Annotated in this window: 13 protein-coding genes and 1 pseudogene; 9 read left to right on the top strand and 5 right to left on the bottom strand. The window is 68.0% G+C overall.

Annotation, left to right across the window (positions count from 1 at the left end; translation table 11 throughout):
• Positions 1-344 precede the first annotated feature (344 nt).
• Positions 345-2078, top strand: a complete 1734-nt coding sequence (locus ACRAS8_RS25185; RefSeq protein ID WP_438488267.1) for a PKD domain-containing protein — start codon at positions 345-347, stop codon at positions 2076-2078.
• A gap of 182 nt (positions 2079-2260) precedes the next feature.
• Here the strand turns inward: ACRAS8_RS25185 and ACRAS8_RS25180 are convergent.
• A pseudogene (locus tag ACRAS8_RS25180) lies at positions 2261-2764 on the bottom strand (class I SAM-dependent methyltransferase); the annotation flags it as partial.
• Positions 2765-2922: 158 nt separating this feature from the next.
• Complete coding sequence (locus ACRAS8_RS25175; RefSeq protein WP_438488266.1) at positions 2923-3948, bottom strand: winged helix DNA-binding domain-containing protein; 1026 nt, start codon at positions 3946-3948, stop codon at positions 2923-2925.
• 64 nt (positions 3949-4012) lie between these two features.
• Between ACRAS8_RS25175 and ACRAS8_RS25170 the strand changes: the two genes are divergently transcribed.
• From ACRAS8_RS25170 to ACRAS8_RS25160, 3 genes are all read left to right on the top strand, one after another.
• A complete protein-coding gene (locus tag ACRAS8_RS25170; RefSeq protein WP_438488265.1) occupies positions 4013-5254 on the top strand; it encodes an MFS transporter in 1242 nt (413 codons plus the stop codon).
• A 225-nt stretch (positions 5255-5479) separates the two neighbouring features.
• A complete protein-coding gene (locus ACRAS8_RS25165; protein WP_438488264.1) occupies positions 5480-6592 on the top strand; it encodes an oxygenase MpaB family protein in 1113 nt (370 codons plus the stop codon).
• 408 nt (positions 6593-7000) lie between these two features.
• Positions 7001-8236, top strand: coding sequence for an epoxide hydrolase family protein (locus ACRAS8_RS25160; RefSeq protein ID WP_438488263.1), 1236 nt, complete (start codon positions 7001-7003; stop codon positions 8234-8236).
• Between the two features lie 121 nt (positions 8237-8357).
• Here the strand turns inward: ACRAS8_RS25160 and ACRAS8_RS25155 are convergent, their stop codons facing one another.
• On the bottom strand, positions 8358-8786 hold the full coding sequence (locus ACRAS8_RS25155) for a hypothetical protein (protein WP_438488262.1): 429 nt from the start codon (positions 8784-8786) through the stop codon (positions 8358-8360).
• Positions 8787-9078: 292 nt separating this feature from the next.
• On the opposite strand from ACRAS8_RS25155, the gene ACRAS8_RS25150 reads away from it, so the two are divergent.
• The 4 genes from ACRAS8_RS25150 to ACRAS8_RS25135 all read left to right on the top strand — a co-directional run bounded on the left by ACRAS8_RS25150 (position 9079) and on the right by ACRAS8_RS25135 (position 12874).
• Entirely contained in the window at positions 9079-9609 is a 531-nt protein-coding gene (locus tag ACRAS8_RS25150) for a DinB family protein (protein WP_438488261.1), read from the top strand.
• Between the two features lie 432 nt (positions 9610-10041).
• Positions 10042-10611: a hypothetical protein gene (locus tag ACRAS8_RS25145; RefSeq protein ID WP_438488260.1), complete on the top strand. Its 570-nt coding sequence runs from the start codon at positions 10042-10044 to the stop codon at positions 10609-10611.
• Between the two features lie 541 nt (positions 10612-11152).
• On the top strand, positions 11153-11782 hold the full coding sequence (locus ACRAS8_RS25140; RefSeq protein WP_438488259.1) for a class I SAM-dependent methyltransferase: 630 nt from the start codon (positions 11153-11155) through the stop codon (positions 11780-11782).
• A 324-nt stretch (positions 11783-12106) separates the two neighbouring features.
• Entirely contained in the window at positions 12107-12874 is a 768-nt protein-coding gene (locus tag ACRAS8_RS25135) for a MerR family transcriptional regulator (RefSeq protein ID WP_438488258.1), read from the top strand.
• Between the two features lie 133 nt (positions 12875-13007).
• Here ACRAS8_RS25135 and ACRAS8_RS25130 read toward each other — a convergent pair whose 3' ends face one another.
• Entirely contained in the window at positions 13008-13634 is a 627-nt protein-coding gene (locus ACRAS8_RS25130) for a DUF2867 domain-containing protein (protein WP_438488257.1), read from the bottom strand.
• 127 nt (positions 13635-13761) lie between these two features.
• Between ACRAS8_RS25130 and ACRAS8_RS25125 the strand changes: the two genes are divergently transcribed.
• The gene (locus tag ACRAS8_RS25125; RefSeq protein WP_438488256.1) at positions 13762-14322 is read left to right on the top strand and encodes a TetR/AcrR family transcriptional regulator; all 561 of its coding nucleotides are present in this window, start codon (positions 13762-13764) and stop codon (positions 14320-14322) included.
• Positions 14323-14399: 77 nt separating this feature from the next.
• On the opposite strand, the gene ACRAS8_RS25120 is transcribed toward ACRAS8_RS25125, so the two are convergent.
• Entirely contained in the window at positions 14400-15497 is a 1098-nt protein-coding gene (locus tag ACRAS8_RS25120) for a hypothetical protein (protein WP_438488255.1), read from the bottom strand.
• Positions 15498-15608 lie beyond the last annotated feature (111 nt).

Raw genomic sequence — 15608 nt, 5'->3', positions numbered from 1 at the left:
CATGAGAAGCGGGTCTCCACCCTGTGGGCCATGCTCCGAGGCGGCAGGCTCTATACGGCCGGCTCTACGAGGACGATATCTACGCCCTGACGAAGCGACCCGTAACTGCAGGTAAGTGATCAGTTTCACTTGGTATGGGGCTCTGCTCGCGGCCCATGCCGGTCTCCCGGCTGCCATCATCCCTACCGGCGCGGAATCAACGGACTCCGTGCGGACCAAATGACCACGAAAACTGGGGTGTTGGCGTGAAATTAACGTGGCCGCGGCGGATTTCGCCAAGGCGGGCAGGCGCTGGTGCGGATTCCCGTCGGAGGATGCCGGGATCGGTCCGGCGCTCGTCTGCGATGAGGCGTGTGGCAGGGGTCGGCGCGGCCGCCGCGCTTCTCGGTCAGCTCCTCGGCGGAACGCCCGCCGTGGCGCACGCCGGCATCCTGCCGGGATCCGCGTTCCCCCTCGTCCTCGACGTGGACCTGACGCCGAATCCCGTGTGCGACGGAGCCGTGCACGGCCGGGTGGAGATCTACGACCCCGCCGCGGCGAAGGCCAACGCCACCGTGGAATGGCGGGTGCGCGCGGGCGAGAAGCAGTTGGCCGGCGGGCGCCTGGCCATGGCCGCCACTGTCGGTACGGCGACGTTCGACATCCCCTTCGACCGGGTCCCCGAAACCGAGACCGCCCTGCAGGTCGACGCCCGCATCGCCGGCTCGTCCGACGGCCAGGCGCCCGGCCACTACGGCAAGGTCTGGCGGGACACGATACGCCGGGGATGCCACCCGGTGCGGGTGGCATCCGTCGGTGACTCCGTGGTGTGGGGGCAGGGCCTGGACCACGACCAGAAGTTCCCCTACCTGACGGCCCAGTCACTCGGCCGTCAGACCGGCCGGGGCTTCCAGCACTTCGACTACTCGATCTCCGGTGCGGTGCTCGACGCACCCGAGCTGCCCGCGGGCAACCGTGACGCGGACTGTCTGCGCACGACGGAGCGGCAGGATCCGGACGGCGACGGGGAGATGGAGTTCGGCGAGGTCACCCAGCAAACCCCCGACGTGTTCTGCCAGTTGGAGAAGGCGGGCGCACAGGCCAGGGCGGGCGGCTACGGCCTGGACCTGGTCGTGATCAACGGATGCATCAACGACCTCGACCCCTTCTTCGGTATCGGCGTCGGCATCACCCCCGGCTCGGAAGACCTGCCCAAGGCAGTCAAGCGCGAGTGCTCCGGCATCGGCGCCGCAGCGAAGAACCCCGCCAAGGACGTGCCCTACTTCAGCGGCGCGAAGGTCGGATACGGCGGACGCGGCATGCAGGCGGCGATCGAGAAGGCTCATTCCCTGCCGGGGCGCCCGAAGGTGCTCGTGGCCGACTTCTACTACGCGCTGAGCCGCAGCAGTTCTCCCCTTCCGGTCAGGAACTGCTCCACGCCGGGAGTCACCGGGTTCTGGCTGACCTCCTGCAAGGGCGCCCTCGGTGGCGTGGCCAAGCGCTATGAGCAGTACACGCAACTGGCCAATGCCGCCTACCACCAGGCGGCGGACGCCGCCAACCAGGCATCCACGGACGGACCCTACGCGGTTGCGGCCGACGGACTGTTCACCGTGGACAACGCCGTCCTCGCCAGCGACACCAAGGTCTGGAACACCCCGGTGACCGACCCGGCGTTCCCGCTGCGCACGCGGGCCTGCCCCGAGCTGAGCGCGACTCCTCTCCAGTGCCTGAGTGCGGCCGTCGGTCACCCCGACATCCAGGGCGCCCGGCAGTACGCGGACAACTTTCTCCTCAACCCGCGTCTGCGCACGTGGTTCCACCTCCCCCGGCAAGGCCCCCGGGCCCGCCTGAACGCTCCGCACAGCGCACACGTCGGCAGTGCCGTGCCCCTGTCGGTGACGGTGGACGGCACACCGCCCGCCGCCGGGTACCGCTACCACTGGTACTTCGGCGACGGCATGCAGCAGGAGACCGACGAGGCGACCGTCACCCATGCCTTCGACCGCAACGGCCCCTGGCTGCCGCGAGTCGTGATGACCGGTCCCGACGGAGGAAAGGTCCTGGCCGAGGCCGTTCAGCCCCTCACCGCGGACTGACGGCACCATCCCAGGGGACGGCACCATCCCAGGGGGCGGCTCGCCACACGGGCCGCCCCCTGGCGCACCCGCGCCGCCACCACGCAGACCCTTCCTTGCGCTCCTCACGGGCGTTTGCCCTGCGGAACACGGCGATCACGTCCGTCACGGCCCCCGGCGCGGGGCCTCGACGGCGGCCGTCTTCACCAAGCCGACCACTGGAGATCAGTGCCCCTTCGCGACACCCGCAGCTCCGTGAGGTACCGCTTGGTGACCCGACCTCCGTACCGCCTGTCGATCAGTGCGGCGATGCACTCCAGCAGTCCCTCCCTGGCCCGCGGCGGCAGTCCCCGGTGGCCGGAGTAGGTCCGCAGCACCTCCAGGTATTCAGCCGTGGTGTACGTCAGGTCCCACTCATAACGCCGGAAGACGACAGGGCCGTACCGGCCGCTGCGTGCGACCCCATCCGTGTGATCCGAGGTTTCGATGTCTGCTGCGACAGAAAGCCGCAACCCCGGAGGGGTGGCCGGATCGAAACGCTCGTAGCAGTCCTGGACCTCGACGAAGAACTCCTCGCTGCCGCCCGCCACGCGGCAACCGCGTTCGGCGAGCGGCAAGGTCGCCTTGCCGGTGCCCGCCCCCACCTCAAGGACACGACAGCCGGGGCCGATGCCGGCCAACTCGGCAAATCTCGGCGGTCTTCCCGGTCCTCGACCTCGCCGCGGCCCTGGCCGTACCGCACCCGCCGAAGGAGACGGCCGACATCCAGGAGACGGTGCCGGCAAGCGAAGGCCGCGACGTCGTCTCCATGGAGAACGACGCGGAATCCGGGCTGACGAGGGCGACAGACGTGCATGGCCCATGCCTACGAGCCGGCAGCCCGTCCGTCGTCTTCACCGCTGGCTTGGCCGGTGTCTTGGCCGGTGTCTTGGCCGGAACGGATGATCACATCCACCTCGTGCGTCGCCGGCGCCACGAACCGCAGCAGGCCGATGCCTTCCTCCGCCAGCTCCGCTCTCTCAGCGGTGGACAGTGTCCTGAACGGCGTGATGACGAGCGCCGAGCGCTTGCGTTCCCGTTCGAGGTGCCATCGACCCCGTACGAACCCGTCCACGAGAACCGTCCCAGGCACAAGGGCGTTCTTCGTGGTGATCCGCTTCTGGTCAGCGCTACTGATGATCCGGGAGCGATCGGCATGGGACAGCACGGCGTTGTCGAACTCGGCAAGCAACCGTACAGGGCTGTCGACGTCCGGGCCGGGACGGGGCGCGTCAGGCAGGTCGAAGAGTTCGTTTCCCGCCTCATCGGTGAACCTGGCCAACTCCCGGCTCTCAGCCTCGACGACCTCGCGGAGATGGGTGAGCCCGCACCATGCCTGGATGTCGGCAACCGTGGCCGGCCCGAAAGCCGCAAGATAGCGGCGCACCAGGGTCGCAAGCGACGGCCGGGGAGCCAGCGGACCACCTACCCATGCTTCGACCGTGGCGTAGGTCGGCCGGCCGGACTGCCCCCAGAGCCCCCGCGGCGGGATTTGCACCATGGGGATCACGGCACGCAAGGCGCGGTTCAGCAGCTCGCGATCCGCGTCAGGCCACCGCTCGCCGAGAATTAGACCCAGCTGCTGGGCGGTGCGCGGCTCCTCCTCAAGCAGCGCACGGCCAACGGCGGCCAGTTCGCCAGGCTCGACGCCCTCCAGACGACGCCAGCCTTGGGGCCCCACGGCACGGTCGAGACAAGGCTGCACGGTCGGCCGCAGAGAGAGACAGTCGGCAGCGCTGACCAGGTGGACCGTACTGCGCGCTGAAATTCCGTCGGCTGCCGTTCGGCCGGCGATCCTCTGCAGTGCCGTGTGATTGGGCGATACGCCACGCCGCGGCCTGACTTGATCCATCTCCCTCGGGTTCTCGGAGCAGACGTGGCACTGCCAGTATCTGCGGATGCTTCGACGGCGGAACGTGGCGCTGCTGGTGGTGGCTGGCGCGTATGGCCTGTCATCGATGGGTGACCAGGTGGCGGTCGTGTCCCTGACCCTCCGACTTCACGATCAGGGACAGCCCGGATGGGTGATCTCGACACTCGTCATGGCCAGCGTGGTGCCTGTTGTGGTGGTGGGACCGTTTGCCGCCCCGCTGGTGGACCGTGTGGAGAGCCGCCGCCTGATCGTCATCGTCACCGCACTGCAGACCATGGTTGCCGTAGGGCTGGCCATGGCCGACGACGTAGCGGCGACGGTCGGGCTCCTGATTCTGCTGGGGGTTGGCCTCGCACTCGTCTCACCGGCACTGCAACTGCTCGTCCCACAGCTTGACGGCCATGACCAGGCTGCTCGCGGCTACGCCCGGCTGGAGACGTTCCGCACAGGCGGCAATATCGCCGGACCCGCTCTTGCCGGCGTACTGGTAGCGCAGTTCGACGGCCGCATCGCGCTGCTCGTCAACGCCGCCACTTTCGCCGTGATGACAGTGGCCTTCCTGCTCTTGCCGGTACGACGTGACCCGGTATCCGAATCCGACGGCCGTAGCGGCAACGGATGGCTGACGCAGGTACACCAGGGAATCGGCGTACTCACGGGCGACCGCCTGCTGCGGAGCGCGATCGGAACGCTGGCCTGCGCCATCGTCTTCACGGCCATGCTGAACGTGGCCCGGGTCTTCTTCATCCGCGACAACCTGCACGCCTCGGACGCCGGCTACGGATGGCTCGTGACGGCACACACCCTCGGCATGCTCCTCGCCTCTCTCCTGCTCGCCGGCCGCATCCCGCTGCGTTGGCAACCACGCATCCTCGTCGGCGCCGGATGCCTCATGGGGACCGCACTGTTCGTCAGCGCCGGCGTGCCCGTGTTCACCGTCGCCCTGGCCGCGTTCGTCCTGACCGGCATGGCCAACTCCCTTCAGGGACTGGCCATCCGCAACCTCATCCACGATCGTGTCCCACGCGAGGTACGTGGCCGCGCCTTCGCCTCCTCCGGCGCGGCTCTCAACGGCGCCAACCTGACCGGAACCGCGCTGGGCGGCCCGGCAGCCGGCCTGCTGGGCGGAGCCGGTGCCCTCCAACTGGCCGGAGCCGGAACCCTTGTGGCGAGTCTGATCGCCGTCCCCGTTCTGATCCGCGTTCCCCAAGCGGCGATTGCGCCGACGACTCCAGCTGATGCGTCGGAGAGGGACGGCGCGAGCGACCAAGTGTCCGATTCATGACATCACGCTCTGAGCTTGGCGTTTCCCCTGAGATCTCCTGGAGACATCAGCGTGAGAACGGCGACGTCGGACTGGCCCTCCGGTCCAGGCGCCGCCTCTGGACCTGAACGAGAGGCATGTCGCGTCCCGCCACCGCCCGCTCCTCATGCGGGTGATGTTCCCGCTGAAGAACCCTGTGGGCTGGTAGAGGTGGGCGTCGCTCGTGACCTACTTCGAGGAGGCAGAATGCCCGCCAGTGCGTGGACGGACGAGGTGCTGGACCTGATGCGGGGCACCGGTGATGCGACGGGCGACGCCGCGATCACCGAGACCTATGAGCTGGGCCGGCAGGAAGAGGTACGGCAGGCGCTGCGCGGGTTCGGCAAGAACAGCGAGGAGGTGCCCTCCGGCCTGCCGCCCAGGCTCCAACGCTACTTCGAGCTGAGCTCGGTACTGCCCGAGTGGGCCGATCCGGAGCTGATCGAGCGCGGCCGCAGCCTGCTGGGCCGGTACGAGGCGCTGGTCGTCTCGACGCTGCTGTGCGGCTCCCTCCCCCTGTGCTACGGCTGCGGTAACGGGGCCGAGGTACTTGCACGTTCGCAGCGGCTGACCTCGGGGGTGTACCGGCGGCTGATGGAGACCTCGCAGTTCGTGGTCGACGTCCTCGACGACGGTGGGCTGGGGCCCCGGGGACGCGGGCTGCGCTCGGCGCAGAAGATCCGTCTGCTGCACGCCACCATGCGGTATCACGTCGGCCGTCAGGGCGACTGGAACGGGTCCTGGGGGCTGCCGGTCAACCAGGAGGACCTGGCCGGGACACTGATGAGCTTCTCGGTCGTCATCCCCCGGGGTCTGGCGCGGCTGGGCGTCGAGCTGCCGCGCGCGGACCGCGACGCCTTCTTCCACGTCTGGCGGGTCGTCGGGCACGTCCTGGGCGTCGACAACCGGCTCAACCCGTCCACGTTCGACGACGGCGCGGAACTCTTCGACACCATCCTCCGGCGCCAGCAGAGATCCTCGGAGGCCGGCATCACCCTGACCAAGGCGATCCTCGACTTCATCCGTGAGGTGCTGCCCGGACCGGCCTTCGCCGGTGCCGGCCCGACCCTGATCCGGCACCTGATCGGAGACCCGGCCGCCGACCTGGTCAAGGTACCGGCGGCGGACTTCACCAAGACCGCGCTCCAGGCCGGGTCCGTAATGAACTTCGGCTACGGGAAGACCGGCGACACCGTCCCCCTCGTCGCGAAGGCAGCGAGCGAACTGGGGCTGGCTGTGTTCAAGAACGGCCTGCGGCTGACCAACAAGGGCCGCCGCTACGAGTGGCAAGTCCCCACCGGACTGGCCGAGACGACCTGACCGAGACGACCTGATCGAGACGATCTGACCCGAAGCCGGCTCGCTGAGCGCTTCAGCCGGCAAGTCCCGCCAGACGGAGCGCTCAGTCGCACCCACCGACGCCAGCTCGTTCTCCGGAGCCGGAGCGGCCTGGTCCTCGTTCCCTTTCAGTTTCCCACTCCAGGCGGACCAACAGCAGCCCGGCGGCCGTGAAGGCGTCGATCAGGTGGGGGCGGCTGTTCCCAACAGGGTGTAGGGGAACCACAGCAGCGGCGAAAATCGGGACCACTGCCTGGACAACGAGAATGAGAACCGCCCGGCCGCCTGGCCCCCTGCCCGCCTGCCCGCCCGGCCTGATGTCCTGTGACATAAGGCCGCCATCCCTGTAAACAAAGACCGCTTCCCCTACCCAGTAAGGACCCCCGCACCATGACCACCCCGCACGACTTCCCCCTGAAGCCCACCCCGATCCATGTGCCCGACGAGGTCCTCGACGACCTGCGCGCCCGCCTCACATCGACCCGTCCGCCACTGGACGAAGGCAATGAGGACTGGTCCTACGGCGTCCCCGACAGCTATCTGCGTCAGCTGGTCGCCTACTGGCGGGACGGCTATGACTGGCGCAAGGCCGAGGCCGCCCTCAACGTCTACGAGCACTACCAGGCAAGCGTCGCCGGTGTCCCGGTGCACTTCCTGCGCAAGCCCGGCCGCGGCCCCCGCCCGATCCCGTTGATCCTCACCCACGGCTGGCCGTGGACGTTCTGGCACTGGTCGAAGGTGATCGACCCGCTCGCCGACCCCGCCGCGTTCGGCGGTGACCCCGCCGACGCCTTCGACGTCATCGTCCCCTCCCTGCCCGGCTTCGGCTTCCCCGGCCCGCTCACCGGCTTTCCGGACGTCAACTTCTGGAAAGTCGCCGACCTCTGGCACACCCTGATGACCAAGACCCTGGGCTACGCGAAGTACGCCGCCGGCGGCTGCGACATCGGCGGAATCGTCTCCAGTCAGCTCGGCCACAAATACGCCGACGAGCTGTACGGCATCCACATCGGCTCCGGGCTGCCGCTCGACTTCTTCACCGGACCCCGTGCCTGGGACTTCGCCCGCAATCGGCCCCTCACCGACGACCAGCCCGCCGACATCCGTGCCCGCATCATCGAGCAGGACCACCGCTTCGCGTCCCACCTCGCCGTGCACATGCTCGACGGCGCCACCCTGGCCCACGCACTGAGCGACTCCCCCGCCGGACTCCTCGCCTGGCTGCTGGAACGCTGGAACGCCTGGAGCGACAACGGCGGCGACCTCGAATCCGTCTTCACCAAGGACGACCTGCTCACCCATGCCACGATCTACTGGGTCAACAACTCCATCGCCACGTCGATGCGTTACTACGCCAACGCCAACCGCCACCCCTGGGCCCCCGCCCACCACCGCACCCCGGTCGTCCAGGCCCCGGTCGGCCTCACCTTCGTCACGTACGAGAACCCGCCCGGTATCCACACCGCCGACGAGCGCGTCCAGGCATTCAAGACCGGCCCGCAGGGCGACTGGTTCAACCACGTCAACGTCAACGCCCACGACCACGGCGGCCACTTCATCCCCTGGGAGAACCCCGACGCCTGGGTGAACGACCTGCGCCGCACCTTCCACGGCCGCAGGCCCTGACACCCCTGAAGGCTCGTCCGACGTCCGGCGCGAAGGAACGTCCTGCGCTACGACTTCGCCGGGGCGTCGACCAGCACGCCGGAGAGTCGCAACAGCTTGCCCTGCCGGTTGGTGACGTAGATCAAGCCCTTGACGCGGTCGAGTCCGAGGCCGCAGACCGTGCCGAGACCCTCGGCCGCCACGCGCTGAAGGCCCCTGGCCTCGCCGTCGGCCACGGTGACCTCATGCAGCTTGCCCCGGCCGAGTCGGCGACGTATGCGTTGACCGTGCCGTCCAGCGCTACACGGACGCTGTTCCCGAGGTTGGTGGCCACTGCCTTCGGGGTGCCCTTCGGGGTGCCGGCATCTGCCGTCAGGTCGACCTCGTACAGGCCGCCGAGGTCGTACTGGCCGACGTACGCCTTGCCCCCCGTCAGCGCTACTCCGGCGGCCCTCGGCACGTTCCAGGTGCGCTTTTCCGCCGCCGGGGCGCTGTTCAGGTCGAGCTCGATCAGCTTTCCCTTCTCGACGTCGGTGACATAAGCCTTGTTGCCGGGCAGGTCCAGCGCCACATCGCGAGCGGTCTCCCGCACCGCATAGGCGCCCTGCCGCTCGCCGAGGCTGGGATCCGTTGCCGAGCCGACAAGGGCTGCGCCGACGGCACCGCCGCGTGCCCTCCCCCACCCGAGACTGCTGGGAGAAGCTCTCCGTAGATCACCAGGCCGTCAACGCCTCACCGTGAGGCGGCAATGCCCCAAGCCAGCGGCTCGGCTCGCGTCGTTGATTGGGTAAATCGACGGTCTGGGCTGGGTGCTCTGCTGTGAGCGGGTGGCGTGCCTGTGGGGCTCTGTCTAACATCACCCCATGACTGCTGAAGTCGAGCCCCCGGCGGAGCCCGAGGTCACGCTCACCAGCCCGGCCGAGTTGTTGGCGGGCTATCTCGATTTCTACCGTGATGCCGTGCTGCGCAAGCTGGACGGCCTGACGGACGCGGAGCTGCGGGGCAGCCGGCTGCCATCCGGTTGGGCGCCGCTGGAGCTGTTGAAGCATCTGGCCTATGTGGAGCTGCGCTGGCTGGAGTGGGGCTTCGCCGGCCAGCAGGTCGAACAGCCGTGGGGCGACATGGAAGCCCGTGGCGGCAGGTGGCGTGTCGAGGCCGGTGAGACCGTCGAGGAGGTAACGGAGTTCTTCCGTGCCCAGTGCGAGCGATCCCGGGCGATCGTCGCCGGCGCGCGGCTGGAGGACCGGATGGCCACTCTCGGGGGCCGCATCCCGCCCGAGGAGGAGCGACCAACGCTGATCTGGGTTCTGTTCCATCTGCTCCAGGAGTACGCGCGGCATGTCGGGCACCTCGACATCGCCCGGGAGCTTGCCGACGGCGTCACCGGCGAGTAGCCGGAGTCCGCGTCCCGCCGGCTCTCGATCACCCGGTCAACGACGCGAGCCGAGCCACTGGGTTCGCGGTACGGCGCCGCTCCAAACGGCGTCGGGATAGTGCATGGCACCCACCCTCGGCATGGTCGCGACCGCCCGGCGGGGAAAAGACTGGCGCCCGTGGAGCTCCCGAGTTGACCACGAGGACCAACACAACACCGGCAACTTCGTCGGACAGCAGTAGCCGGCCAAGGCCCGCGACCAGCAACCCTGCCCCAACCCCACGTCGAAACGAACATCAACTCACGAGCCACCCCTCTAACAGTGGTCGATGAAGGACTGTTACACAGCCTGCAGACCACCGCTAGCCGTCGCTTCTAGATTCGGTTGCCGACCGATCCATACGAAGTGGGATTCAGAAGTAGGATCCCCGCGAAAACGGGAGCGAACGCCATGCAGCGCAGTACCACTCACACCACTCACCGCACGCACACCACTCACACCACCCGGCGTCGTACGAAGCGCACGAAGACCGTCATCGCGACCGCCCTGACCGGAGTCGCCGCCCTCGGCATGTTCGCCACCGCCCAGGCAGCCCACGCCTCCGTCGGCTCCGCGGCCGGGGCCGGGGCCGAGGCCGGGCACGCCGCGCACGCGGCGGACTTTGCCCGTACCAGCGCCACGCCCTACGTGATCAACCACTACGGCGAGGAGAACGCCGACAAGGGCCGCGCCGAGCGCAGCCCCAAGCACCTGGTGCTCTCCGAGTTCACCTCGATACACGGTCTGCGCTGGAAGGAGTGGGGCGCGAAGAAGGCGGTCGCCACCGGGAAGGTCACCGGCACCTGGTGCCTCGACACCTGCCTGGACAAGCCGCTCAAGGCGACCGTCACACTCTCGGACCCCAAGACCGTGAACGGCAGGAAGGTCTTCTCCACCTTTACCCTGAAGCTGGCTAAGGGCACCGGAGCTTACGATTCCGAGGATCTGCGAGGCAGCAGCCGTCCGCTCGCCACCAGCTGACGTGCGACGTGAAGAACCGACCTTGAACATGCCCACGGCCGAGGCCACCGTAGCCGTCGTGGCCCTGGCGGCCGTGGGCACCATCGGATGCAGCAAGCCCGCCAAGCCCCACATCGAGGGCGCCGCCCCGAGCCCACCCAGGTCTCCGGCTTCAGGACATCCGCAAGCCTCGGCATCCCCACCCCAACTGGGGCCGCTGACAGCCAACATGCCGGGGCCTCTGAACAACGTCAGGGCCAATCATTCCCTTTGGTGGGTTGGAGACCCCTACCCAACTCGTCCACGAAGGCGAGACGATCGCAGTTCGAGACGATCACCGTTAAGGTCGCCGAAGTCAACCTTCAGCGTCACCGCGTGCGACTGTGCTCTGCTGACGGGGCAGGCAACCCAGGCTGACGACGACTGCCCGAAGCCCGCGCCAGTCGCTACAGCCAGGGCCGGTCCCGTGATCACGTGACGGGACCGGCAGATTCCAGGGGGCGAGCGTCGGCACGGGGCCCGGAGTAACTGCGGACGTGCGCGGGTGTTAGCTTCCCGTCCCGTGATGGAGCACCAGGACGAGACCAGGGCGGCCTATGACGGGGTCGTCGAGCGGTATGCATCGATGTTCGCCAATCGGTTGGAGACGCAACCGTCCTCGCGGAACATGATCGGCATCTTCGCCGAGCTGGTGCGCGGGACGGAGAACCCGCGGGCGGCCGACGTCGGCTGCGGGCCGGGACATCTGACGGCCATGCTGCACGACCTGGGACTGGACGCCTTCGGTCTCGACCTCTCCCCCGGCATGGTCGACCACGCCCGACGGGCCCATCCGGAGCTGCGGTTCGACGAGGCGCGGATGGAGGCCCTGCCGGTCGAAGACAGCACGCTCGGCGGCGTGCTGGCCCACTACTCGATGATCCACACCCCTCCTGCGGAACTACCCGCGCTGCTCGCCGAGCAGGTGCGCGTCCTGGCACCAGGGGGCCTGCTCCTGGTCTCGTTCTTCGCGACCGACGGACCCGAGCCGATCCGCTTCGACCACAAGGTGACCCCCGCCTACAGCTGGCCGGTGGACCGGTTCGCAGAGTTGCTGGCCGAGGCCGGGCTCGACCCGTTCGCCCGACTGCTCCACGACCCGGCCTCCGAACGGGGCTTCCTCGACGCCCACTTGCTGGCCCGCCTCCACTAGGACCTGTCCTATGGGTTGAGTCGGATGACGAGGCCGACGGTAGGTCGTCGTGGACAGCCCCGGCTCAGGCTCGCCGAAACCGAGGGACTCCTTGCGGGACTCCTTGAGGGACTCCTTGCGGGACTCCTTGAGGGCGCTCAACCCGGCTTGTCCCCAAGGGGATCGCCGAGGGCTTTGAAGAGGTGGCCGTCAGCGTTCTGAACGGTGTGACGCCTAGCGCCGAGAGTGCCTGCCGCCGGTTTCCGGCTTGCGGTTTCCGCTGCGTCAACTTCTACGGTCTTCTGTGAGGCCGGAGAGACCGGCCCGGCGATGGGAGGCAGGGCAATGGCCTGGTCGATCGCGGAAGTGGCCCGGATGTCCGGGGTGACGTCCCGGGCACTGCGGCACTACGACGAGATCGGCTTGCTGCCGCCGGCGTGGATCGGGAGCAACGGGCACCGCTACTACGAGGAGGCCGATCTGCTGCGGTTGCAGCAGATCCTGCTGATGCGTGAGCTGGACCTGGGGCTGCGCGAGATCCGGGCGGTCCTGGACAGCCGGGTCGATCAGGTGGCTGTGCTCCGCGAGCACCACCGACGGCTGCTCGCAGAACGGGACCGGTTGGAGACGCTCGCCCGCACGGTCGGCCGCACCCTCTCCGAACTCGAGGAAGGCAAGGACAACAACGACATGGTGAAGATCAACAGGCCGGAGAACCTGTTCGAGGGCTTCGAGCCCTCCAGTCCCGAGATCGATGCCGAGGTCCGGGAGCGGTGGCCTCAGGCGTGGGAGCAGTCCCGGCAGGCCGTCGGGAAGGTGACCGCCGAGGAGACGGAGCAGTGGCAGCGCGAGGTGACGGCGCAGATGATCCACATGGCGGAGTTCATGGCGGCCGGCACACCGGTTGCCGATCCTGCGGTGCAGGCCGCGGTGGAGGCCCACTACCAGTTCGTGTGCCGGTTCTGGACCCCGAACGCGGCCGCTTACAAGGGGATGGGCCAGCACTTCGTCGATGACCCGCAGTTCCGCGCGAACTTCGACAAGATCGCCGACGGGCTGGCCGACTACCAGCGCGATGCGATGGTCTTCTACGCCGATGCCCGACTGAGCTGACCGGAGGATCCGCCTACCGGGGGCTGCAGACCCCGGCGGCAAGCCCCGCCCCCGCCCCCGCCCATACTCTGCCGCGCTCAGCCCAATTCGGCCCACCGGACAGGCTCCAGAGGTGTCTTGGATCGGGCTGTGATCAGTGTCGGGTTCCGGGATCTCCCGCCGACGCGTTCCGTCCGGCGGCGTTCGCCTGCCACTGGCGGCCGATGGAGCGCATCAGCGCCGGGTACACCCCGATGTACCGGAAGGGCTTGATGGCAGCCATATAGAGGGTGCCGAACAGGCCGTTCGGCTTCACCAGGACGGCCATCTGGCCGCGGTAGCCGCCGGAGCCGTCCGGCACCCAGCCGATGTGCATCACCGCGTGCACGGTCTTGTTGCCCATCTCGGCGGCCCATTCGTCGTCCCTCTGATAGAGGGAGGTGAACGGGGACGAGCCGAGATCGGGGCCCTGGGGGCCCTCGCGAAGGTCCGCCGGCAACCGGTCGCGCAGGGAAGGCAGTCGGGTGCCGATGCCGGTACCGGACCTGTCCCAGCCGAGCAGTGCTCCCAGCTTCCAGCGGACAGCGAAGAGCACACGGGAGACGGGACCTTCTCCGTTCACCCCACTCCTGAGCCCTTCGGCAGTCTGGCGCACCAGCCACACAAGGTCATCAGGCCCGCCGGGGGTGGGAAGTGCCCACACGTCCTCGACCGTGAAGTCGTCGGCGATCTCGTGGATCCGCCAGGGGCGGCCGGTGTGGGCAGTTCGGGGAAGTCGCATGAGCAGGCCCCTATCTATACGGCATACGGCATACGGCATACGGCATCTATACGGTGGCGTATAGAGAGAACATAGACCCATCTATACGCACCCGTATACTCGGCAGGGACGTGAGGAGGCACACACCATGGGCGCGACCCGCACGCCACGCGACAAGTGGATCGAGGAAGGTTTGCGGGCACTGGCCGCAGGCGGACCCGAAGCCGTCCGGGTCGAGGCACTGGCGCAGGCACTCGGCGTCAGCAAGGGCGGCTTCTACGGGTATTTCCGAAACCGGGGCGCACTGCTCGCCGAAATGCTCGACACCTGGGAGTACGAGGTCACCGAGAGCGTGATCGAGCAGGTGGAAAGCGGCGGAGGAGATGCCAGGGCCAGACTGGAGCGGCTGTTCGCCATCGTCGCCGCCAGTACCGACGGGCCGGTGCGGGGCACCACCGCCGATATCGCGATCCGTGACTGGGCCCGCCGAGACGCAGCCGTCGCCGAACGGCTGCGCCGCGTCGACAACCGCCGTATGGACTACCTGCGTTCCCTGTTCTCCGCCTTCTGCCACGACGAGGACGAGGTCGAGGTCCGCTGTCTGCTCACCGTCTCGGTGCGCATCGGCAACCACTTCCATGCGGCCGACAACGGCAAGCGCAGCCGCGCGGAAGTGATGGAGCTGATCAGGCAACGACTGCTGGAATAGCCGCCCCCGCAGCTGTCGTAGGAGTTCGTCAGCCGTACGAGTTCGTCAACCGTAGGAGTTCGTCACGGGCACCACCGCTACAGGCACCACCGCTCGCCGTTCAGTGCCGTCGAAGCGATGCTGAACGCAGGGCCGGATCCGGCCGTTGCGCAGACGAGGGCGAAGTAGAGACGGTCGGTGGAATTCGCCGTCCAGGACGTGGACAGCTCCTGCATCACGGAATCCATGTCCTCTGGCTTGACGGTCGAGTACGCCGCCAAGGCCGACCGTACGAACGAGGAATCCGCGGTGAGGGGTTCGTGATCGGTGGGAATGACCGTGACAGCCCAGCCGTGCTCCTCGGCCAGTTTACGCAGCCAGTCGGCTTCAAGGCCGTGTTCGTTGCCGAGAATCATGGCATTCGCCACCAGCCTGCCGTGCGCGGCCAGTGGGACCCGCTGCATCACCGCGTTCAGCAGCACGGTTCCGTCCGGTCCGCCGTGTCCCGTCCACGGCAGATCGAGAATGCCGAATGTGGGCATCATCGGTGCGTTGATAGCGATGGTGTCGAAAGTTGCGTCAAATTCCGCTTCACGCGCATCACACCAGAGGGCATCCACCTTCGCCCGGCACCTGTTGATGCACATGTTCAGCTCGAACAGGGGCGCCACTTTCTCATCGATTTCGACTGCTGTCACGGAGGTTGCCGAGGCGGCCATGACAGTTGTCTGGCAGCCGGTGGACGAGCAGACGTCGAGACACCTGCCCCGCGCACCTATGAGCTGCCGCCCGATGCCTATCGAGTCGCGGCCGTACCAGCCGAATCCACTGTCGTTGACGGCACCGACGAAGACAAGCTGACCGAAGTGCTCGACCAGCCGGATGTGGGAGAGCTCGACATCTCCACCGGATACCGTTGCGGCGCCGATACCGAGGAGATGGTCGAGTATCGGATCGGTCAGCATCGATGCCGCTTTGCGGGCGGGAACCGGCCGGGACAGACAGAGCAGATCGACGGCCTCACCCATCTCCGGCGCAAGGCGCGGCCGGTCCCGGGCGATCGCGTCCTTCCGCAGTCCACTCGTTCCATAGGCGCGAAGCAGACTGGCCAGCCCGATCCTTTCCACCTTGCCCACGAATTCGGTTGCCGCAGTCTCCAGGATGCGCGGGTAAGTGTTCTGGTGAACTGTGGACACCTTGTATCAGTACCTTCCTGGGGACGCGAATACCTGCAACTGCTGTCGGCATCGGAAACGTCTGCTCAGCCCCGGCCTGTCTCCTGCCCCGGTCCTGACCCCGGTCGGGGC

The organism is Streptomyces sp. S186 (assembly GCF_051603415.1).
Lineage (GTDB): Bacteria > Actinomycetota > Actinomycetes > Streptomycetales > Streptomycetaceae > Streptomyces.
This window is presented reverse-complemented; position numbering and strand designations above follow the sequence as displayed.

What these genes read in the sequence shown, in the direction of transcription:
- ACRAS8_RS25185 (WP_438488267.1), top strand. Translation starts at nt 345, where the DNA reads ATGAGGCGTGTGGCAGGGGTCGGCGCGGCCGCCGCGCTTCTCGGTCAG.
- ACRAS8_RS25130 (WP_438488257.1), bottom strand. Translation starts at nt 13,634, where the DNA reads ATGCGACTTCCCCGAACTGCCCACACCGGCCGCCCCTGGCGGATCCAC.
- ACRAS8_RS25125 (WP_438488256.1), top strand. Translation starts at nt 13,762, where the DNA reads ATGGGCGCGACCCGCACGCCACGCGACAAGTGGATCGAGGAAGGTTTG.
- ACRAS8_RS25135 (WP_438488258.1), top strand. Translation starts at nt 12,107, where the DNA reads ATGGCCTGGTCGATCGCGGAAGTGGCCCGGATGTCCGGGGTGACGTCC.
- ACRAS8_RS25145 (WP_438488260.1), top strand. Translation starts at nt 10,042, where the DNA reads ATGCAGCGCAGTACCACTCACACCACTCACCGCACGCACACCACTCAC.
- ACRAS8_RS25160 (WP_438488263.1), top strand. Translation starts at nt 7,001, where the DNA reads ATGACCACCCCGCACGACTTCCCCCTGAAGCCCACCCCGATCCATGTG.
- ACRAS8_RS25150 (WP_438488261.1), top strand. Translation starts at nt 9,079, where the DNA reads ATGACTGCTGAAGTCGAGCCCCCGGCGGAGCCCGAGGTCACGCTCACC.
- ACRAS8_RS25175 (WP_438488266.1), bottom strand. Translation starts at nt 3,948, where the DNA reads ATGGATCAAGTCAGGCCGCGGCGTGGCGTATCGCCCAATCACACGGCA.
- ACRAS8_RS25165 (WP_438488264.1), top strand. Translation starts at nt 5,480, where the DNA reads ATGCCCGCCAGTGCGTGGACGGACGAGGTGCTGGACCTGATGCGGGGC.